The organism is Enterococcus mediterraneensis, from assembly GCF_900604485.1.
Classification (GTDB): domain Bacteria; phylum Bacillota; class Bacilli; order Lactobacillales; family Enterococcaceae; genus Enterococcus_C; species Enterococcus_C mediterraneensis.
In genome coordinates this window covers 178,863-198,948 of sequence record NZ_UWOP01000001.1, presented here as the reverse complement: position 1 = coordinate 198,948, position 20,086 = coordinate 178,863, and the positions used below count along the sequence as shown (strand labels likewise).

18 protein-coding genes and 3 pseudogenes are annotated in these 20,086 nt (G+C 39.3%); 19 read left to right on the top strand and 2 right to left on the bottom strand.

From position 1 onward, the window contains the following. Positions 1 to 29: 29 nt before the first annotated feature. From EFB00_RS00960 to EFB00_RS00940, 5 genes are all read left to right on the top strand, one after another. Positions 30 to 1,571 (top strand): ABC transporter permease/substrate-binding protein, encoded by a 1,542-nt coding sequence (locus tag EFB00_RS00960; protein ID WP_122645075.1) that lies wholly within the window; start codon positions 30 to 32, stop codon positions 1,569 to 1,571. After that, positions 1,568 to 2,542 carry an ABC transporter ATP-binding protein gene (locus EFB00_RS00955; RefSeq protein WP_122645074.1) on the top strand — a complete coding sequence of 325 codons (975 nt, stop codon included), beginning with the start codon at positions 1,568 to 1,570 and terminating at the stop codon, positions 2,540 to 2,542. Before EFB00_RS00960 ends, EFB00_RS00955 begins: the two co-directional genes overlap by 4 nt. Further along, entirely contained in the window at positions 2,529 to 3,854 is a 1,326-nt protein-coding gene (locus EFB00_RS00950; RefSeq protein ID WP_122645073.1) for a dihydrolipoyl dehydrogenase family protein, read from the top strand. The genes EFB00_RS00955 and EFB00_RS00950 overlap by 14 nt, the downstream gene beginning before the upstream one ends. A gap of 14 nt (positions 3,855 to 3,868) precedes the next feature. Next, on the top strand, positions 3,869 to 4,336 hold the full coding sequence (locus tag EFB00_RS00945; RefSeq protein ID WP_122645072.1) for a GyrI-like domain-containing protein: 468 nt from the start codon (positions 3,869 to 3,871) through the stop codon (positions 4,334 to 4,336). 131 nt (positions 4,337 to 4,467) lie between these two features. Then, entirely contained in the window at positions 4,468 to 5,121 is a 654-nt protein-coding gene (locus tag EFB00_RS00940) for an aspartate/glutamate racemase family protein (RefSeq protein WP_122645071.1), read from the top strand. A gap of 127 nt (positions 5,122 to 5,248) precedes the next feature. Here EFB00_RS00940 and EFB00_RS00935 read toward each other — a convergent pair whose 3' ends face one another. Both EFB00_RS00935 and EFB00_RS00930 read right to left on the bottom strand, forming a co-directional pair. Next, a complete protein-coding gene (locus tag EFB00_RS00935; protein ID WP_122645070.1) occupies positions 5,249 to 5,941 on the bottom strand; it encodes a DUF2238 domain-containing protein in 693 nt (230 codons plus the stop codon). Then, complete coding sequence (locus tag EFB00_RS00930; RefSeq protein ID WP_122645069.1) at positions 5,938 to 6,429, bottom strand: nucleoside 2-deoxyribosyltransferase; 492 nt, start codon at positions 6,427 to 6,429, stop codon at positions 5,938 to 5,940. Before EFB00_RS00930 ends, EFB00_RS00935 begins: the two co-directional genes overlap by 4 nt. Before the next feature lie 216 nt (positions 6,430 to 6,645). On the opposite strand from EFB00_RS00930, the gene lepA reads away from it, so the two are divergent. The 14 genes and pseudogenes from lepA to EFB00_RS00860 all read left to right on the top strand — a co-directional run bounded on the left by lepA (position 6,646) and on the right by EFB00_RS00860 (position 19,975). Beyond that, positions 6,646 to 8,481: a translation elongation factor 4 gene (gene lepA / locus EFB00_RS00925; RefSeq protein WP_122645068.1), complete on the top strand. Its 1,836-nt coding sequence runs from the start codon at positions 6,646 to 6,648 to the stop codon at positions 8,479 to 8,481. Between the two features lie 480 nt (positions 8,482 to 8,961). Beyond that, complete coding sequence (locus EFB00_RS13385) at positions 8,962 to 9,135, top strand: hypothetical protein (RefSeq protein ID WP_164709407.1); 174 nt, start codon at positions 8,962 to 8,964, stop codon at positions 9,133 to 9,135. A 74-nt stretch (positions 9,136 to 9,209) separates the two neighbouring features. Then, positions 9,210 to 9,986 carry a DUF6414 family protein gene (locus EFB00_RS00920; protein WP_122645067.1) on the top strand — a complete coding sequence of 259 codons (777 nt, stop codon included), beginning with the start codon at positions 9,210 to 9,212 and terminating at the stop codon, positions 9,984 to 9,986. Positions 9,987 to 9,988: 2 nt separating this feature from the next. Beyond that, on the top strand, positions 9,989 to 11,104 hold the full coding sequence (locus tag EFB00_RS00915; protein ID WP_164709406.1) for an AAA family ATPase: 1,116 nt from the start codon (positions 9,989 to 9,991) through the stop codon (positions 11,102 to 11,104). 76 nt (positions 11,105 to 11,180) lie between these two features. Next, a pseudogene (locus tag EFB00_RS00910) lies at positions 11,181 to 11,299 on the top strand (TcpE family conjugal transfer membrane protein); the annotation flags it as partial. Between the two features lie 147 nt (positions 11,300 to 11,446). Continuing rightward, positions 11,447 to 11,856, top strand: a pseudogene (locus EFB00_RS13795) (helix-turn-helix domain-containing protein); the annotation flags it as partial. 21 nt (positions 11,857 to 11,877) lie between these two features. Further along, a pseudogene (locus EFB00_RS13790) lies at positions 11,878 to 12,095 on the top strand (IS3 family transposase); the annotation flags it as partial. A 456-nt stretch (positions 12,096 to 12,551) separates the two neighbouring features. Continuing rightward, the gene (locus tag EFB00_RS00890) at positions 12,552 to 14,306 is read left to right on the top strand and encodes an ABC transporter ATP-binding protein (RefSeq protein ID WP_122645063.1); all 1,755 of its coding nucleotides are present in this window, start codon (positions 12,552 to 12,554) and stop codon (positions 14,304 to 14,306) included. Beyond that, positions 14,290 to 16,038 (top strand): ABC transporter ATP-binding protein, encoded by a 1,749-nt coding sequence (locus EFB00_RS00885; RefSeq protein ID WP_122645062.1) that lies wholly within the window; start codon positions 14,290 to 14,292, stop codon positions 16,036 to 16,038. Before EFB00_RS00890 ends, EFB00_RS00885 begins: the two co-directional genes overlap by 17 nt. A gap of 619 nt (positions 16,039 to 16,657) precedes the next feature. Then, positions 16,658 to 17,074: a PTS sugar transporter subunit IIA gene (locus EFB00_RS00880; RefSeq protein WP_122645061.1), complete on the top strand. Its 417-nt coding sequence runs from the start codon at positions 16,658 to 16,660 to the stop codon at positions 17,072 to 17,074. 59 nt (positions 17,075 to 17,133) lie between these two features. Beyond that, entirely contained in the window at positions 17,134 to 17,625 is a 492-nt protein-coding gene (locus EFB00_RS00875) for a PTS sugar transporter subunit IIB (RefSeq protein ID WP_122645060.1), read from the top strand. 12 nt (positions 17,626 to 17,637) lie between these two features. Further along, the gene (locus EFB00_RS00870; protein ID WP_122645059.1) at positions 17,638 to 18,447 is read left to right on the top strand and encodes a PTS mannose/fructose/sorbose/N-acetylgalactosamine transporter subunit IIC; all 810 of its coding nucleotides are present in this window, start codon (positions 17,638 to 17,640) and stop codon (positions 18,445 to 18,447) included. Next, complete coding sequence (locus EFB00_RS00865) at positions 18,444 to 19,271, top strand: PTS system mannose/fructose/sorbose family transporter subunit IID (protein WP_122645058.1); 828 nt, start codon at positions 18,444 to 18,446, stop codon at positions 19,269 to 19,271. The genes EFB00_RS00870 and EFB00_RS00865 overlap by 4 nt, the downstream gene beginning before the upstream one ends. Further along, positions 19,265 to 19,975, top strand: a complete 711-nt coding sequence (locus tag EFB00_RS00860) for an HAD family hydrolase (RefSeq protein WP_122645057.1) — start codon at positions 19,265 to 19,267, stop codon at positions 19,973 to 19,975. Before EFB00_RS00865 ends, EFB00_RS00860 begins: the two co-directional genes overlap by 7 nt. Positions 19,976 to 20,086: the final 111 nt, after the last annotated feature.

The following is a 20,086-nucleotide window of genomic DNA, read 5'->3' as shown; positions in this document are numbered from 1 at the left end:
TTAAAGAAAAGCTTGATTGGAGAGAACGAATGAAGGATTTTATCAATTTACTTACCGAACGAAAAGAAGAGCTGCTTTCAGCCACTTTTCAGCATTTATCTATTTCTATCATTGCGCTTCTGATCGCGATCATTATCGCTGTACCATTAGCAATCTGGCTGTCAAATCATAAGAGAGCAGCCGAGGTGGTTTTGCAGATTACCAGTGTGTTACAAACAATCCCTTCATTGGCGCTTTTGGGATTGCTGATTCCGTTTGTAGGGATCGGCACAGCACCGGCACTGATCGCATTGATCATTTATGCGCTTTTGCCGATTTTTCAAAATACGTATATCGGGCTGTCTGAGATCGATCCCTCGATCGAAGAAGCCGCTGTCGCATTTGGGATGTCTCGGATGCGGCGTTTACTGAAAGTCGAATTGCCGATCGCTTTGCCGGTGATCATCTCAGGTATCAGAACGGCGCTGGTTTTGATCATTGGGACAGCGACATTGGCTGCATTGATCGGTGCCGGCGGTTTAGGGACGTTTATTCTTTTAGGGATCGATCGCAATACACCGATGCTGACTCTGATCGGTGCCATCAGCTCGGCTTTATTGGCGATCATTTTCAGTAGTTTGATCCGACTGTTGCAAAATTTGAAACCCCGCTATACTATCGCTACTTTAGCTGGTTTTATTTTATTGATCGGTGGAATCTCTCTTTATCAAACCGGCGCTTTGCAGGGAACAACGGTGACTATTGCCGGTAAACTAGGCGCCGAACCGGATATTTTGATCAGTATGTATAAAGAATTGATCGAAGAAGAGGACCCTTCTGTGACTGTGGAATTGAAACCGAACTTTGGGAAAACCAGCTTTCTATTCAGCGCGTTGGAGCACGATCAGATCGATATCTATCCTGAATTTACTGGAACAGTACTGGAAAGTCTGGTGAAGGTACCGGAAAAAGATCAAGACAAAACTCTTTCCTCGGAAGAAACCTATCAAGAAGCCAAAAAATTATTGTTCGAGCAGTTTCAAATGGCTTTTCTGGAACCGATGGCTTATCAAAATACGTACGCATTGGCGATGAAAAAAAGTTTTGCGGAAGAACATCAGATCGAGACGATCTCTGATTTGATCAAAATCCAAGATCAGGTCAAAGCGGGCTTTACCTTGGAATTTATTGATCGTCCTGACGGCTACAAAGGAATCCAAAAGCAATATCAATTAGAGTTTCCAAGCGTTCAAAGTATGGAGCCTGCTTTGCGTTATCAAGCCATCAACAATGGGGATATCAACTTGATCGACGCTTATTCTACAGACAGCGAGATTTTAGAGTATGATTTAGTAACGCTAAAAGACGATCAGGAGATGTTCCCGCACTATCAAGGAGCTCCGCTGATGCGGCAGGAATTTGCTGATGCGCACCCAGATATCGTCAAGGCGTTGAACCGGCTTGCTGGAAAGATCACGGAAGAACAAATGATCCAAATGAATTACCAAGTCAACGTAGAAAAGAAACAGCCGGAAGCCGTTGCCCACGACTTTTTAGTCAAAGAAGGGCTTGTGAAGGGGGAAGAGAAATGACCGAAATCATCGCATTCAAAGATGTACAGAAAAAATTTCAAGATAAATTGGTCATTGATCAGTTGAGTTTCACTATCGAAAGAGGTGAGATATTCGTCCTTGTAGGGCCTTCCGGAAGCGGAAAAACAACAACGCTAAAAATGATCAACGGTCTGACTGTCCCGACAGACGGCAATGTCTATTTTAAGGGCAAGCGGATCAAGGATTACAATCTGCAGAAAATGCGTTGGGAGATGGGCTACGTCCTGCAACAGATCGCATTGTTTCCAACGATGACAGTCAAACAAAATATCGAAGTGATCCCTGAAATGCTGGGTTGGGAGAAAGAAAAACGTAAAGATAACGTTGATCGTTTATTGAAGCTGGTCAATTTAGATCCGGAACAATACCGTGATCGCCTGCCACGTGAGCTTTCTGGAGGGGAGCAGCAGCGGATCGGTATTTTGCGAGCAATCGCCGCCAATCCCGAAGTCATCTTGATGGATGAACCTTTCAGCGCGTTGGACCCGATTTCTCGAAATTCGCTGCAAGAACTGGTTTTACGTATTCATAAGGAGTTGGGAACGACCATCGTTTTCGTGACTCATAATATGAAAGAAGCTCTCAAATTAGGGGATCGGATCGCGGTGATGAAAGATGGCCGCCTGATTCAATGCGATACACCGGAAAAAATCCTCGCAGAACCAAAAACAAAATTTATCGAAACCTTTTTCGAAGAGACAGGCGACAACGACACTTCTCTGTTTACTGTCAAACACTTGATAAATACCGGCTTTTACCAGAAAGAAGTCACTGATCCACAGGCAAAAACCGTGACAGAAGAAACCAGTTTGGGAGAAATCTATTCATTGCTGGCGCAACATCCGCATGTAATCATTGAGAAAAATCATCATCCATTTGGTGAGATAACCAGACAAGATGTTTTTGCTTTTCTAAGTCGAAAGGAGAATAAAAGTAATGAAAAAATTTGATGCAGTTGTTATTGGTTCAGGAGTTGCCGGTCTTAGTGCCGCATTTGGTTTGAAAAAATCAGGGAAAACTGTGGCGATTGTTGAAAATGATCTTTGGGGCGGGACGTGTCCTAACCGGGGCTGTGATCCCAAAAAGGTATTGATTGCCGCTGTCGAAGCAAAAGATCATGTCGATCAGCTGAAAGAAAAAGGATTTGCCGCTTCACCAGATATCCAGTGGAGTGAGTTGATGGCCTTCAAACGGACATTTACAGAACCGGTACCTCAGTCAAGACAAGATTCCTTGCAAAAATCAGGTATCGAAACACTAGTCGGGTCAGCCCGCTTTTTAGACGCCCATCAGCTTCAAGTAGGCGAAACAGTGATCCAATCAAAACAATTTTTGATCGCGACAGGACAACGACCAATGATTTTAGATATCGAAGGAAAAGAATTTTTCAAAACAAGTACGGATTTTCTTGATTTAGACGTATTACCAAAACGAATCGCTTTTGTAGGTGCCGGCTATGTCTCTATCGAATTGGCAACCATCGCACAAGCAGCTGGCGCAGAAGTTTCTATCATCCATCATAATGATCAGCCGTTGAAAGCATTTGATAAAGATCTAGTGGGTGAATTGATGGAGCAGTTGAAAGAACGAGGCGTCCAATTAGATTTTAATGTCGATCTGCAAAAGATCACGAAAAATTCAGACGACAGCTATCAATTGCAAGGTCAAGGCTTTGAAAAAGAGGTCGATCTAGTGATTTGTGCCACCGGACGTATCCCGAATGTTGAAACACTGCAATTGGAAAATGCCGGTGTGGCCTATGACAAACACGGAATCATTGTCAACGAATTCTTACAAACTTCCGTACCGACGATTTTCGCCAGTGGAGATGTTTTAGCAAAAAGGATCCCTAAATTGACGCCGGTTTCGACATATGAAGCAAACTATGTGGTGAAAGCAATGGATAAGATTGGAGAAGCTATCCATTATCCATCGATCCCAACGATCGTTTTCGGCAGTCCTAAGCTGGCGCAAGTCGGGGTGACCGCTAAAGAAGCCGTTGAACATCCAGAAAAATATACCATCAGAGAAAAAGATCTTACCAGCTGGTTTACCTATCATCGCGTAAATGAACCGGTAGCGAAAGCTAAACTGATTTTTGAAAACAAACAATTGGTAGGCGCAACCACATTGAGCGGTCACGCAGATGAGCTGATCAATCTGTTGGCGATAGCCATCGATAAAAAAATAAATGCCGCAGAAATCAAACGTTTTATTATGGGCTATCCAACGACTGCTAGTGACTTGTCATACTTATTGTAAAAGGAGGAGAATACATGGAGGTACTCAAGATCAAAAAAGATCCACAGTTGGTCGTGTCGATTTTGAAAGAAGTCTCAAACGCTGAATTGTTCCATTGGATCGGAGAAGGATTCACGAGATTAGCCGATCACATTGAACAACAGCAAGGGCATATCAATGGTCTGCCCTTTGTTTCCTTTAAAAAATTGGATGATAGCGGCAATGTTACAGCGACACCGATCACGCTAGAAATCGGTATCCCTATCGATCGCGAAGTCCAAGATACAGAAGATATTTTGTGCTATCAAAAAGCCGGCTACCAAGCACTTCAAGGAACTTTTGTCGGAAATGATGAAGACCTGCCTTTAGTCTATTCATTGATGATCGAAGAGATCAAAAAGACCGGACATCAGTTTCTCCATGAAAGTTATGAGTACTATCTGACAGATGCTTCTGCCACTCCTGACACACAAACAACGTTGGTAGAGATCCCTTATCATTAGCGATCCTGCGCAATATATTAAAAAAGACAGCCAGTTTCGATGTTATCAGATGATACCGAAACCAGCTGTCTTTTTTTGTGCAGAATTTTTTGAAAACAGTGTATAATGAGCAAAAGAAAGTAGGGAACAACATGGAAATAGCAATCATGGCGGGAACGCCGATCGATACGCAAATGGGGGCGGCGTTGATCGATGATCTGGATGCAGAACTCATTCTAGCCCCCGTTTCAAAAAATCCAAGTGAACAAACCTTTTTTCAAACACAACCCTATGAAAAAAGAGAAGCATTTCTTAGAAAAAAACTAGCGGAACTGATCCAACAAGGAACTGATCTACTGCTGGTGTATTGCAACTCTCTCAGCGGGTCATTTGATTTTGATCGATTGTCCGAAGAATTTGCTTTGCCGATCATCACGCCCTTTCAAATCTACCGCGAAATAGCCCCAGATTATGAACGAATCGGTGTACTGGCGGCAAATGCCCAAGGAGCGGCAGGGATCGAAACGGTATTGGTCCAAACAAATCCGACAGCGGAAGTTTACAGTATCACCAACCTTTCTTGGGTAAAGGCTGTTGAAAATCAGCGACCGCCAAAAGAGATCGTTGAAGATTTTGGATTGCTGGAAACAACAGATTATTTTAAGAAAAATAAAGTAGAAGCCATTTTGATCGGCTGTACCCATTTTCCATATTTTTTAAAGGAATATCAGGAAACTACCCCAATCTTGTGCATCAATCCTGATACTTTGCTGCATGAAAAAATCGCAGCTTTTTTACCAAGGTAAGGATGAATGCGGAAAGAAAAAATGATCTCAACGAAAAGCTTTTCTGCTGGAAAATCGCAAAAACGCATTTTTTCATTGAGATCATTTTGTATTGTCTGTTGATTTTTCTAGAGATACGATCGAAAAATTACAGTTTTTTAGGTGCCCGTTCTTTCTCAGGCATTTTTTGTAAGCGATAGGAGAGGAAGTAAGCCGTGTTTCCTCTACTTTGGATCGCCGCGAAGACGGACATGATCAATGCGCCCAATGTATTGGTGAACAGATCACCCATCGTATCCATCAGTGCACTCCGTCCGATAAATGGTTTGCCGGACATTGTTTCATACCGCTGAAGATTCATTGCGCCGAATTGATCGCAGGCAAATTCCCAAAATTCCCAAAGAACCCCACAAAGACCGGCAAATGCAAAGCCGAACAGTAGAAAAAGCCAAGGCGAGACTTTTTTCGTGTCGGTGCTACCTAAGAAAAGACCGATCAATCCATAACCGATCGCTGTCAGAACCATCGGACTGACGGTGTGCAGGATTTTGTCCCAAAAGTTGACGATCAAAATCAGATGCAGGCAAGTCCCAAGAAAGACAGAAATCAAAAGGAAGAACCAATAAAAATAAACAGTGGCTTCAGGAATACGGATCTTGATCACTTTGTAAAGCATCTCCGGCAAGTAGATCAGAAGGATACCTAACAGACATTCAATGATAAAAACGATTGCCTGATTTTGTGGAAAGCGGCCTGTAACTAATTCCCAGATATTGTATATCAAGATGCCGATGCCCAATACAGTCATAGCTAACTGGATTTTGCGGTAAGAAAGACTCATTGCTCTGGATTCCTTTCTAGAAAATCAGAAATCCCTTGGAAAAGTTCTTCTTCTGTCGCAAATAATTGACCATTTAGTTTTACTAATCCTACAGTATAGAGATTGATATAATGGAATTGATTTTCACCGACTTGGCTTAATGCATCCAATTTTTTCTGATTTGTGCCGCCTTGTTGACGACTGTCAGTATATAACGCCAAGACAGGAATATTCTTAGCATAAGCGACCCCGATCTCTGATGCGACCCCGGCATCGATGGACAAACCATCTAACAACGCGATCATCAATTCGCTTTCTAAAACCTTTTCCGTATCAGCCAAAGCGATCATTTTGCTGTCGGCATAAGCATTTTTATCGTTGATCGCTTCATTTTCTTGCGGCAGGTAGATTTCAAGTTCAGGATATTTTGACCTTAGCTCTGTCACCAAACTAGCGTTGTAAAGCAAATCGCTTTTGGCAAACATCGGTGCGGCAAAATAAGTTTTCATATAAATCACTCCATTATTTTTTGCTTTTCAAGTTTATCCTAAAAAATCAGCGAATAAATCATTTCGGTCATTTCGTAGGGATGAAAGGCAAATCAGATTTTACAGTTATCAGTATATCAAACACGAGGCGTTTTTGCTCGCGGTTTGGAAAAGTCTTTAAATCTACAGCTTTCGTTGGTATAATAAAGAAGTTGATTAAAAGAAATGAGGAAACGCATGAATATAGAAGAAATGAAGAAAAGACGTGAGAAAATCCGGAATTTTTCCATTATTGCCCATATCGACCATGGGAAATCCACATTAGCGGACCGGATCTTGGAACAAACTCACACAGTTACTTCCCGTGAAATGCAAAATCAATTGCTGGATTCCATGGATCTTGAACGAGAACGCGGAATCACAATTAAGTTGAATGCCGTAGAATTGAATTATACAGCCAAAGATGGCGAAACATACATCTTTCATCTGATCGATACACCGGGGCACGTGGACTTTACCTATGAAGTTTCGCGAAGTCTTGCCGCTTGTGAAGGAGCGATCCTAGTCGTGGATGCGGCGCAAGGGATCGAAGCTCAAACATTGGCGAATGTTTACTTAGCATTAGACAATGATTTGGAGATCTTGCCAGTTATCAACAAAATCGATTTGCCGGCCGCTGATCCTGAACGTGTCCGTAAAGAGATCGAAGACGTGATCGGAATCGATGCCAGCGAAGCGGTATTGGCCAGTGCAAAATCTGGAATCGGGATCGAAGAAATCTTGGAACAAATCGTAGAATACGTTCCAGAACCAACGGGAGATTTAGAGGCGCCGTTAAAAGCATTGATCTTTGACTCTGTCTATGACTCTTACCGCGGTGTCGTGCTGAATGTTCGGATCATGGACGGTGTTGTCCGTCCCGGAGATAAGATCCAATTGATGAGCAACGGCAAAACCTTTGATGTTACAGAAGTCGGTGTCTTTTCACCAAAAGCGATTCAACGGGATTATTTGATGGTGGGAGATGTTGGTTATATCACCGCAGCTATCAAAACCGTTCAAGACACGCAAGTAGGGGATACCGTCACATTGGCGAATAATCCTGCCGCTGAAGCACTGCACGGGTACCGTAAAATGAATCCAATGGTTTTCTGCGGATTGTATCCGATCGATACGTCACGATACAATGATTTGCGAGAAGCGTTGGAAAAATTACAATTGAACGATGCTGCTTTGCAATTTGAACCAGAAACATCCCAAGCGTTGGGCTTTGGTTTCCGTTGCGGATTTTTAGGCCTATTGCACATGGATGTAGTCCAAGAACGCTTGGAACGAGAATTCAATCTGGAATTGATTACCACTGCGCCATCGGTTATCTATCATGTGAACAAAACAGACGGCACTCAAGTTGTAGTCGATAACCCAGCAGATTTTCCGGAACCTGTGACTATTGAAAGCGTGGAAGAGCCTTACGTTAAAGCTCAGATCATGGTACCAAACGATTACGTAGGTGCAGTGATGGAGCTTTCCCAACGAAAACGCGGCGATTTCGTCACGATGGATTATCTGGATGAGTATCGGGTCAACGTGGTCTATGAGATTCCATTATCAGAAATCGTGTTTGACTTCTTCGATAAGTTGAAATCCAGCACCAAAGGCTATGCTTCATTAGATTATGAAATGTCCGGCTACCGACCAAGCAAACTGGTTAAGATGGATATCTTGTTGAATGCTGAAAAAGTCGATGCCTTGAGCTTTATCGTTCACCGCGACTTTGCTTATGAACGCGGCAAAGCAATCGTTGAAAAACTGAAAAAACTGATCCCTCGCCAACAATTTGAGGTGCCAGTCCAAGCAGCAATCGGCCAAAAAATCGTGGCTCGTTCCGATATCAAAGCCCTACGTAAAAATGTCTTGGCAAAATGTTACGGTGGGGATGTCTCCCGTAAACGGAAACTGTTAGAGAAACAAAAAGAAGGTAAGAAACGGATGAAACAGATCGGTTCTGTGGAAGTACCGCAAGAAGCCTTCATGGCCGTTCTGAAAATGGACGAGGACGAACCTAAGAAGTAGCGGGGTTTGTTTGAAAATAAAAGTAAATAGTTTGTGAATTTCCAAAAAGTTTCGCCCAATTGTCGCCCAAAGTTTTAAATGGGCGACAATTTTTTTAATTCCAAGAAGATTTCTGGCTCTTTGGCAAATCAGACTGATAGAGTCACCTATGAACATCGAAGTTAGGTTGTTAGACCTATTTCGATGTTTTTTATATGCAGTTGATTAATCGGTTAAGAAGAAAGATATACAGTAAATAATTTATGATAGTGAAATGTTCAAGGAAATTTTCAAAAGGAAATTTCCTATTTTAGTTTTCAGCTAATAAGGTCTAATTAAAAATACATCTTTTTTATATAGTACAATCTAATGATTGACCATTTTGAGGAAATCAATCGGTTGTCTGAACTCACACAAGCATTAGAAGGAACATCGATTTGAGAAGTCGTAACTGAAATTCAACATGTCTTCTTTAATTCCTTTTAAGAGATAATCGAACATATGGATGATATTATTTGTTATCCGGATTACGATATTATGAAGCATGTTGCTTATTATTTAGTTCAAGAAATTGGTGCTCTGGGAGATATAACTATCCACATGCAAACCTATAGTGATTATGAAGCATATGAAAGAAATTTAGAGAGTAAAGTAGCTTATTTAGTTACTAGTTAAGGTGTTTTTGGATATATTAGTTAATAGTAATTTATGATATAATAAATTGAGAACGTATGTTTGGAGGAGCTTTAATGGTGAATAAAGAGGAATTATTATTTGGTAAAGTTATTTATCTTGATGAACAAGCAATAATGGACTTTTTAGAGTTAAATAATGACGGAGATGAATCCAAAGTAATTAAAAAAGTTTCTGAGTCTGTCGCAGCAATTGAAGCGGAAGCATCTGTCGGTAAAGGATTTTTCGATTTTGCAAAAATTAGATTGTCAGGGAATGCTGCACACAAAAAGAACAATCTCGTTGAAACTCGAATTACTAGCACAATCATTAGTAGTTTTAAAAAAGTTATTGACTCAAATAATACAAACATAATATCTTTAACAAATGTGAATCTTTTCATTTATAAGGACTCACCAGCATATTATAGAAATTTAGTTCCAGTATTAAATATGATTGATGATATCAGTAAATTATCGACTCTAAGTGCTGAGGAAAAAGCTAATTTTGACGGATTAAAGATTCAAGAAATGGAACGCACCTTGGATTTATTGTCTGGTTATTATGAATTTATTTGTGAAGATCAAGAAGGTAAAAAAATGATAACTAGATTTAACATCTCTGGACTTAGGAATAACTATACCCTGCAAGACTTAACCAAAATGGATTTACATCTATTTGGAATACAGGTTGGTACAGCAAACGATGCTAATTTGGAATTTGGACATATGATGGATAATATCATTCAAGAAAAGTCCAGCAATATGAAAAGTGAAGATTTTGATGAAGAACAGAGACAGGAAAAGTTAAATTTACGGCTTCCGATAATTGATATACTTATGGCAGGTGTTTGATAATGACTGTGAAATTTAAAGTGTTCTTTGAGCCCATAAAAAAATTTAATAAGCGATTAGAAGCGCTTGATGATGTGATTCAATTTAGTGAGATGTTAAGGAATTGGACCTCAGATAGACAATTGAGTGACATAATTAATTTATTGAATAACAACAAAACATGTGTTATTAAAACTGAAGATTGTTCCAGTACTAATTCTCATGTCTTAGAAAATTTCGATTTATTAGTCAAAGTGTTTGAGCTTTCTGAAATTGACCAAGTTTTAATTTTAAATCCTCCAATGTTTTTTTATAATAAAATTAAAACTTATCCAGAAAAAATTCCAGTAGTGAAACACAGATATAAGAAAATAACTGAGAAAAATATACAATCTATTTTTAAAAACTTTGATAAATCAATCATAGGACAAAGAGATGCAAAAAAATCTATTTGTAGAAAGCTTTTAGCTCAGTTAATTAGACCTTCATCTAAACCGTTAGTTCTAATGTTTTATGGAAATCCCGGCATTGGAAAAACGGAAACTGCAAAGTATCTTTCCAAAACATTGTATGGGAATGATAATATTATTAGAGAGCAGATGACAATGCTTGGAGGTGAATCTAGTGTGAAATATTATAAAGCAACATCACATAGCGAAGATTCATTTTCAAAAAAATTGTTAAACCGATCATCAAATTTAATATTATTAGATGAATTTCTTTTGGCTCCAAGTTTTTTCCACACAACTTTTTATCAAATGTTTGATGAAGGAAAATATGTTGATCAAAACTTTGAAGTTGATGTCAGCAATTCAATAATTATCTGTACTTCAAATTTATTATCAATTGATGAGATGGAGAAAAATATTGATAGAGCACTATTGAGTCGTTTTGATGGATTTATTAAGTTTGTAGATTTTACTTTGGATGAAAAGAGGGATATTTGTGAAAAAGTATATTCTGAGATTACTGCTAGTAATAAGATGAAAAAGGAATACCTAAATAAGCTTGATAAAAGCGCTATATTCGACAAGGTGAATAATAAATTAAATTCACTTTCTAATATGAGAACTATTAGAAAATATATGGAGGACTGTATAGTTGATAGCTTATTGTTGGATATTATAGAAAAAAAGTAAATTTTGAAGACATCTAATTGTCAGTTAGTTAGATGTCTTTTTATTGAGGTGACAATATGTAAAAAATTATACCAGTATCTGGACAGTTGAAAAAGTCATTTATCGCATAAATAACTTTTAGCTGCCTTTTCCTGTGACTTTTAATCAATGGCTTGGTTTGTTTTATCTTTGCTGTTTGTCATTGTATTGTCCATGTGTCTCCACTATGATGAATCGTTTGAAAAACAATGGAAATTATTAACTGAACATTTTAATAAAAGCGTAAGTAATTCAACTATTCTTAACTGTATCGACCCCAAAAAGTTAGACTAAAAAATCTAATTTTTGGAGGTCGGTATTTTTATGGCTAAATATACTTTTGAACTTAAGTTAAAGATCATTCATGTTTATTTGGATGGTAAAGGCGGAATCCGTTATCTGGCAAATAAGTATTTCGTTAAGAATTCATCACAAGTTGAACGCTGGATCAATACCTATTGAGAATTTGGTGAAGAGAATCTATTAAGAATGCAACAAAATCAAAAACATTTTGTTCAATTTAAGCTTGATGCGAAAGAGTTATTTCAAAAAAGTGACCTGTCCTATCGGGAAGTTGCCAACATATTTAACATGAACAACTCTGCTTTGATTGCTAGTTGGATGCATCAATTCCGTGCAGTGGTATCGATGGACTCTCAAAAACGAAGGGACGTCCACCTATCTTGTCTAAGAAAAATGAAATCAAAAATAAGAAACAATTTACAACTAAAGCAATCTGATCGTATCAATGTTGAGCGTATCAAATGAAAGCGTATGGGAATAAATTTAAGGAATACAAAGTCTTTCAAAGCAAGCCTAGGAGAGGAAGCTGTTCACATAATTTTCTTATGGAGAATTTTTTCGGTTTATTAAGGCAAAAGATTTTTCATGGGAAACTTATAACAGTTTCGAGGAACCGAAATCAGCAATCGACAGCTATGTCTATTACTAAAATAATGGAGAGACAAAATAAATATTGAAATGGCAAAGTCCAGTCCAATTTCGTAAAACAGTAGCAGCGATTGGTTAAAAACATAATTTTTAGTATATGAAAAAGGAGTGAATTTCTCCACTCCATAAAAGACTAACTTTTTGGAATCGCTACACCAGATTTAACAATCTTTTTAATCCTCAAGCAATGAAAAAGACTATAAAAAAGTCAATTAAATTTAAAAAAAATTAATAAAATTCTTGCAAATCCTCATTGTTATCTGTAAAGTGTTACTTGTAATCAGCAAATAAAAAGAGAAGGAGGGATTACGATGCAAAACGTTACAGGAAAATTCGCACATAACAAAATAGTAGTTAATCCCTTATTCGGTAATCAGTTAGTACACAGATAGTGTCGATATTTTTGACGTTATGCTCTGTCCTTTTTCCGAAAGGGCAGAGCTTTTTTGTGTACTTTTTTAGATTGAGAGGGAAGAAAATGAAATATATTTTACAACAATTAATGACGTACTTTAAAGCGCATAAATTGCGTTATGTAATCGTATTTATTTTTATGGTTATTTCCAGTGCTATGTATGTGGCACCTATCTATATTTTGCGTTTATTCATCGATGCATTGATCCAAGATGACTTCACGATGGCGGTTTTGATTCGCTACGTCAGCTTGTTTGCCGGTGCGATTCTTTTAGGCTATATTGCAGAATTTATTTGGACTTTTAATTTATTTATCGGATCATATGATTTGCAAAAGCAATTGCGTCAGCAACTGATGAAGCACTTCTTGAACATGGGTGCACCTTTTTATCATCGGTTTCGAACAGGAGACTTAATGACCCGTTCCAGTGATGATGTCCAAGTCATGGGGATGACTGTGGGCTATGGGTTGATGGTTTTCTTGAATACGAGCCTCTATTTAAGCTTTATTGTTGCCATGATGGCGATCACGGTCTCTTGGGTATTGACGATCATCGCACTGATTCCGATGCCGCTTTTGGCTTACTACATCTTCAAATGGGGTTCACAAGTAGACAAAGCCTTTACGGAAGCACAAAACTCTGTTTCTGAAATGAATAGTGAAGTGTTGGAAATCATTGATGGAATCCGAGTGGTGCGAGCGTTTGGCTTAGAGGAGGCAACAACAAAGCAATTTCAACAAAAAACAACAGAAACTCGTGAAAAAAATGATATCGTTTCCGAGATTGATTCCCGTTTTGGGCCGCTGATTACAATCATTTTGGCGATTAGTTTTGTTATGAGTTTTGGGATCGGTGCTTTCCTAGTAGCCAATCAGCAAATCACGATTGGTGCGATGGTTTCGTTCCAAGTCTATCTAACGATGGTGGTTTGGCCGATGATTTCAGCAGGAGATCTGGTAAATGTAATGCAGCAAGGGGCGGCTTCTTGGCGTCGGATCAATGAAGTATTGCAGACTGGCGATCAACTGGAATCTGCAGGGCAGCAACTTGTACCGACGATCCGAACAATCGAATTTTCAAAGTACAATTTTAAATACCCGGATACGGAACGATTTGTCTTACAAGATGTCGATTTGACTATTACAAAGGGAGAAGTGCTGGGAATCGTCGGCAAAACGGGGAGTGGTAAGACTTCCTTGTTACGACAATTTGGACATCGGTATCCCTATTCAAATCAAATTCCATTGATCAATGGTCAGCCTTTGACTGCTTTTCAGACAGAAGAGATCCGCCGCCACTTTTCAGAAGTTCCACAAGAGCATACGTTGTTTTCACGGACGATTCGAGAAAATCTACTGTTTGGAGATCCAAACGCATCTGAAGAGCGCTTGTGGCAAGCGTTGGCGCTGGCCTGTTTCGACGAAGACGTCAAACGGATGCCAGAAGAACTTGAAACATTAGTCGGGGAGAAGGGTGTTTCTTTATCTGGCGGTCAAAAGCAGCGCTTGTCGCTAGCACGGGCATTTCTTCGAAGTAGTGAGGTGCTGTTGTTGGATGATGCATTGTCAGCTGTCGATGCAAAGACAGAACAAGCGATCATCGCAAACCTTAAAGAAATGAAAAATGCACCAACTTCGATCATCGTGACCCACCGCTTATCTGCCATCACAGAAGCCAATCAAGTGATCGTTTTGGAAGATGGGCATGTGATCCAAAGAGGGACCCATCAAGAGCTGATTGCAGTTCCCGGTTGGTACCAAGAACAATATTATCATCAACAGTTAAAGGAGGACGATCAAGATGTTCTCAACGATTAAGCGCATGCTGGCTTATGTAGGCTATTACAAAAAACAATTTTCGATCGGGGCGGTTTTGCTGTTGCTAGGTGCTGCATTGGAATTGACTTCGCCGATGATCGCCAAACGGTTGATTGACGGCGTCATGACACCGTCAGTCCAGACGGGAAATTTGAATGTGCTTTTCTTGGTCCAATTGTTGGCAGGTTACCTGCTGATCAATTTGATCGGCTCGCTGTTTCGTTATATCAGCTTGCTGCAATTGCGCAAAATGTCAAACAGCATTGTTAAAAAAATGCGTGACCAGCTTTTTGACCATATGCACCAATTACCTGTTTCTTATTTCGACCAGATCCCTGCCGGAAAGGTAGTCGCACGGATTACCAATGATACGGAAGTTTTACGTTCCAATTTCTACGTGATCGTCATCAGTAATTTGATGAGCAACATCATTCAAATCATTGGCGCATTCTTGGCACTTTTTTTACTGAATCATACACTTGGTTTGGCTATGCTCGTCTTGATCCCGATTCTAGGCATTTGGCAGCATTTCTACACGAAATATGCTTCTCGTTATAATATTGCGATGCGGGAGTATATTTCTCAAATCAGTGGTCAGTTAAATGAATTTGTTCAAGGAATGGCAGTTATTCAGGCTTTCCAAAGAGAAGGTCAACTGCAGAAGGAGTTTAATGAAACCGTTGAGAAATGGTTTAAAACAGGACGTAAATATCTGTTGTTAGATTCAAGTATTGCTTGGGGATTAGGCAATCTTTTGCGGAATTCAACGATTTTGATCCTGATCACGACATTATCAGCTTTCTTCTTGGATGGCCGGCTGGCTATCTCTGCGGGTTTGCTATATGCCTTTATTGATTATATCAACCGGCTGTATGACCCGATCGAAGGTCTGGTCCAAACGATCACTAATGTTCAGCAGTCACTTGCTGCTGGCAAACGTGTCTTTGAGTTTGCTGATCAGCCAATTGAAAAGCAACAAGAAGCATCCATCAATATCAATGAAGGAAATGTTTCCTTCAATCAGGTAACTTTTGGGTATGACCCAGAACAAGTTGTCTTGCACGAGATTGATTTTCAGGTATCTGCTGGTGAAACAGTTGCATTAGTTGGGCATACAGGGTCGGGGAAATCCAGTATCTTGAATCTGCTGTTCCGGTTTTATGACCCGCAAGCCGGGACCATCACGATCGATGATCAAGTAATCGAAGAATTTGACCGCCACAGCGTTCGTCGTTCAATGGCAATCGTTATGCAAGATCCTTACCTTTTCACAGGGACGATTGCCAGCAATATCGGCATGAATGATCCATCGATTACAGAAGAAATGATTCTCTCAGCATTGGAACAAGTCGGCGCCGGTTATCTAATTACCCGTTATCCCAGAGGAATCCATCATCCGGTCGTAGAAAAAGGGAATGAGTTTTCCAGTGGGGAACGCCAATTGATCAGCTTTGCCCGTGCATTGGTATTTGATCCGAAAATCTTGATTTTAGATGAAGCAACTAGTCACGTAGATACCGAAACGGAGACGATCATTCAAAAAGCAATGACAGTTTTGCAAAAAGGACGGACTACTTTTATGATCGCACACCGACTGTCAACGATCAAGCAAGCAGATCAAATCTTGGTTTTAGATCGAGGTAGAATCGTTGAACGGGGCAATCACTCAAGTCTGGTTCAGGCTGGAGGGATCTATCAGCAAATGTATCAAATGCAGTCAGAGCAGCTCTAATCTGTCGTGATTTGGAGGGATTGTTTAAATGGAGCTGTGAGATAAGTAATCAATCAGTGCCTATCTCTAAATCCAATCCAAAAAACCTGATTTTAGAAAATTGCTACAAAACTCTACTTTTATTGGTAGAGTTTTTGCGTATTTTCAGAAGGGTCACTTGGAAGAAATCGTGACCGATGTTTGATCCTTTTATGATTTGGTTCATAAGCATGCTGATTTTGTGATTTTTGCTTTTACAGGAGTTGTGTTGGCGTTAGTGAGCATCTCAACGGTCTACATTAAAAAGTTGAATTTAAAAGAAGCAAAAGTCTACACGCTTGATGAGCCAGAAGAAGAAGCGATAGGATTGTAATCTTAATTTGAAGTAAGAGGAGTTTTTTGCTGACTGTTTTGCTGACTATATATTGAAGGCAGTTATGCATTAAAGGTTCAGAATCATCTAAGAAGAAAACCATAGTTTAATTATGTCAACTACAAAGATGTCTCAGATATATATGTGTTTAAAAATAATTGTATCTGTTTAAACAGTTTATAAAGAGTAAAAAGCGTATGGTGATAAGCTTTTTACTCTTTTATTTTTTGGCATGATACTTGCTTTATATAAGGTGAGGTGAAAAATATGAAAAAAAAATTTTTAGTTGCAACACATGGTCGATTAGCCAGCGGGTTCCAAAACTCACTGACGATTTTAGCGGATAAAGGTGCTCAACTTGAAGTGATCGACGCCTATCTGACAAATGAGGATTATACGTCCACTATTACACACTTTATAAGTTCTGTCGGCGAGGATGAACAAGGAGTCATCTTTACAGATTTATTTGGCGGAAGTGTGAATCAGACGGTAGTAAAGGAATTTATGAAGAGTAAAAAAGATCAATTATTTATTATTTCAAATTCTAATTTGGCGATTATTTTATCGTTAGTCTTAGCGCCGGAAAATCAAGCATTTACACAAAAAGGAATCAACGAAGCAATCGAAGAAAGCCAAGTTCGTTTGGTATCAATGAAATTACCTGAAGAAGAACCCTTTTTTTAAAACAGATAGGATAGGAAACTATAAAAATAATACTCACAAATCCTGAGGAGGAAAAGAAAATGATCACACAGATTCGTGTAGATGACCGTTTGATCCATGGTCAAGTAGCTGTAGTCTGGACAAAAGAATTGAATGCACCATTATTAGTAGTAGCCAATGATGAAGCGGCGAAGAATGAAGTGATGCAAATGACGCTGAAGATGGCAGTACCGAATGGCATGAAATTATTGATTCGATCCGTGGACGATGCAATCCAAGTTTTTAATGATCCAAGAGGAGCTGACAAGCGAATCTTTGTCATTGTAAACAGCGTATCAGATGCTAACAAAATCGCTCAAAATGTCGAAAATGTAGCGACGGTGAATGTCGCTAATGCAGGTCGTTTCGATAAGTCTGATCCTTCAACGAAGACCATGATTTTTCCAAGTGTACAATTGAATCCAGAAGAGTTGGCCGCAGCAAAAGAACTGGCACAGTTAGATCGTGTAGATAGTTACAATCAAGTTTTACCGACAAATCCGCAATTAAGTTTAAAAGAGGCTTTGGAATAGGGGGAGCAAAATATGTTAATACATGCAACGATGGCAGCCTTAGCAGTCTTTATCTGCTTCGCGGGGAATTATCTAACTGGTCAGAGTATGATGGAACGCCCATTAGTAGTAGGACTTGTCACAGGGATTTTAATGGGTGATGTGAAAACAGGTATCTTGATGGGTGCTTCTTTAGAAGCCGTATTCTTAGGTAATGTGAATATCGGGGGAGTAATAGCCGCAGAACCTGTAACGGCCACTACTTTGGCCACAACTTTTGCAATCATTTCTAATGTAGAACAAAAAGCCGCGATGACCTTAGCTGTGCCGATCGGTATGCTGGCGGCGTTTGTAGTTATGTTTTTGAAAAATGTCTTTATGAATATTTTTGCTCCGGCTTTGGATAAAGCTGCTCGTGAGAATAATCAGAAAATGATTGTTACCTTACATTATGGTACTTGGGTGATTTATTATGTGATCATTGCGTCTATTTCTTTTATTGGTATCTTAGCTGGTAGCGGACCAGTAAATACATTCGTCGAACGTATTCCTCAAAATCTGATGAACGGATTGAGCGCAGCAGGCGGATTGTTGCCGGCTGTCGGATTTGCTATGTTGATGAAGTTGCTGTGGGATAACAAACTGGCTGTTTTTTACATTTTAGGGTTTGTTTTGACCGCTTATTTGCAACTTCCTGCTGTTGCCGTAGCTGTTATCGGGGTCGTTATTTGTGTCATCAGTGCCCAAAGAGATATTGAAATCAGAGACGCAGGCAATAATGGTGGCGGCCATCATACCGGTCCGATGACAAAAGAAGAAGAAGAGGAGGACTTTTTCGCATGAAATTTCAAGAAAATTTAACAAAAGAAGAAAAGAAAATGATGCGCTCAGTCTTTTGGCGTTCATGGACAATGAATGCCAGTCGTACAGGAGCTACTCAATATCATGCGGTTGGTGTGATCTATACATTGTTGCCGGTCATCAATCGCTTTTATAAAACAAAAGAAGAACGCGCTGAGGCGATCGTTCGACATGCGACATGGTTCAATGCAACGATGCATATCAATAATTTCATCATGGGCTTAGTCGCTTCGATGGAAAAGCAAAATAGTGAGGATGAACATTTTGACGCCAGTTCGATCACCGCTGTAAAAGCTTCGCTGATGGGACCGATATCTGGGATCGGAGATTCATTTTTCTGGGGAATCTTACGTGTGATCGCAGCTGGGATTGGAATATCTTTAGCGGCGACAGGTTCACCATTAGGCGCTATCATGTTTTTGCTGATCTATAATGTTCCTGCTTTTCTTATTCATTACTATGCGTTATACAGCGGTTATTCTGTTGGTGCCAGCTTTATTCAACGCATGTATGAATCAGGCGGCATGAAGATCTTGACGAAAGCCTCCAGTATGTTGGGCTTGATGATGATGGGGTCCATGACCGCTTCGAATGTTAAATTCGAAACGATTTTAAAGGTGAGTGTAAAAGGCAGCGAAGAAGTAATGAAGATTCAAGATTACCTTGATCAATTATTTGTCGGGATCGTACCATTAGCTGTGACATTATTTGCTTTCTGGTTGCTGCGGAAAAAAGTGAATGTGAATCTAGTCATGTTCGGTATCATGTTATTAGGAATCATCTTAGGGCTGTTAGGAATATGTTAGAAAAAGTTGCTGTGTTTTTTGACGTAGACGATACATTGTTAGACAATTATTTAGCGTTCAAATGGACGATAAGAAAGTATTCTACGGATTCGATTTTTGACGAAAAATTTTTAAAGCGCTTTTACCGAAAATTCCATTCTTATAGTGAAAAAATCAATCAAGGCGGTCAAAAAGAAAACACAAATTCAAAACAAAAGAACGAACGCTGGCTGCTAGTGATGGAAACATTAGAAATGAAGAAAGATATCAAAGCTTCTGATTTAGATGATTACTATCACTTATGTCAAAGTAATTTGACGTTATCAAATGAAATGAACCTTCTTTTAAATGTATTGAAAAAAAGCGATATTTTTTGCGGTATTTTGACAAATGGATCCACACAACAGCAACGAAGAAAAATACAATTGTTGGAACTTGATCAATTTATTGATCCAAAGTGGCAATTTATTTCTGAATCATTAGGGGATGCCAAGCCAAATGTGAGTTGTTTCCGCAAAGTCACTGAACGTCTGCCTAAAGAAATAACAAAGATATATTATTTAGGTGACAGTTATCAAAATGATATCCGTCCAGCATTATCAGCCAATTGGCACCCAATTTGGTTGAACCGATTTGATGAAGAAGAAATATCGCCTATTCTACAAGTCAAGACAGAGAGAGAAGCAGTCATCACGATATTATCTCAACTCTTGCATTTTGAATAAGCCGTAGTTGAGTATATCAATAACTATCGCAGTCAAGGTCACGAATTAGCGGGCTTTGACCGCGATAGTTTTGATTTTTATAAAAATAATAAGGAACGAAATTTGTGATAC

Excerpts from the sequence above, each read along its gene's own strand:
- EFB00_RS00960 (WP_122645075.1), top strand. The coding sequence starts at position 30 with ATGAAGGATTTTATCAATTTACTTACCGAACGAAAAGAAGAGCTGCTT.
- EFB00_RS00955 (WP_122645074.1), top strand. The coding sequence starts at position 1,568 with ATGACCGAAATCATCGCATTCAAAGATGTACAGAAAAAATTTCAAGAT.
- EFB00_RS00950 (WP_122645073.1), top strand. The coding sequence starts at position 2,529 with ATGAAAAAATTTGATGCAGTTGTTATTGGTTCAGGAGTTGCCGGTCTT.
- EFB00_RS00945 (WP_122645072.1), top strand. The coding sequence starts at position 3,869 with ATGGAGGTACTCAAGATCAAAAAAGATCCACAGTTGGTCGTGTCGATT.
- EFB00_RS00940 (WP_122645071.1), top strand. The coding sequence starts at position 4,468 with ATGGAAATAGCAATCATGGCGGGAACGCCGATCGATACGCAAATGGGG.
- EFB00_RS00935 (WP_122645070.1), bottom strand. The coding sequence starts at position 5,941 with ATGAGTCTTTCTTACCGCAAAATCCAGTTAGCTATGACTGTATTGGGC.
- EFB00_RS00930 (WP_122645069.1), bottom strand. The coding sequence starts at position 6,429 with ATGAAAACTTATTTTGCCGCACCGATGTTTGCCAAAAGCGATTTGCTT.
- lepA (WP_122645068.1), top strand. The coding sequence starts at position 6,646 with ATGAATATAGAAGAAATGAAGAAAAGACGTGAGAAAATCCGGAATTTT.
- EFB00_RS13385 (WP_164709407.1), top strand. The coding sequence starts at position 8,962 with ATGGATGATATTATTTGTTATCCGGATTACGATATTATGAAGCATGTT.
- EFB00_RS00920 (WP_122645067.1), top strand. The coding sequence starts at position 9,210 with ATGGTGAATAAAGAGGAATTATTATTTGGTAAAGTTATTTATCTTGAT.
- EFB00_RS00915 (WP_164709406.1), top strand. The coding sequence starts at position 9,989 with ATGACTGTGAAATTTAAAGTGTTCTTTGAGCCCATAAAAAAATTTAAT.
- EFB00_RS00890 (WP_122645063.1), top strand. The coding sequence starts at position 12,552 with ATGAAATATATTTTACAACAATTAATGACGTACTTTAAAGCGCATAAA.
- EFB00_RS00885 (WP_122645062.1), top strand. The coding sequence starts at position 14,290 with ATGTTCTCAACGATTAAGCGCATGCTGGCTTATGTAGGCTATTACAAA.
- EFB00_RS00880 (WP_122645061.1), top strand. The coding sequence starts at position 16,658 with ATGAAAAAAAAATTTTTAGTTGCAACACATGGTCGATTAGCCAGCGGG.
- EFB00_RS00875 (WP_122645060.1), top strand. The coding sequence starts at position 17,134 with ATGATCACACAGATTCGTGTAGATGACCGTTTGATCCATGGTCAAGTA.
- EFB00_RS00870 (WP_122645059.1), top strand. The coding sequence starts at position 17,638 with ATGTTAATACATGCAACGATGGCAGCCTTAGCAGTCTTTATCTGCTTC.
- EFB00_RS00865 (WP_122645058.1), top strand. The coding sequence starts at position 18,444 with ATGAAATTTCAAGAAAATTTAACAAAAGAAGAAAAGAAAATGATGCGC.
- EFB00_RS00860 (WP_122645057.1), top strand. The coding sequence starts at position 19,265 with ATGTTAGAAAAAGTTGCTGTGTTTTTTGACGTAGACGATACATTGTTA.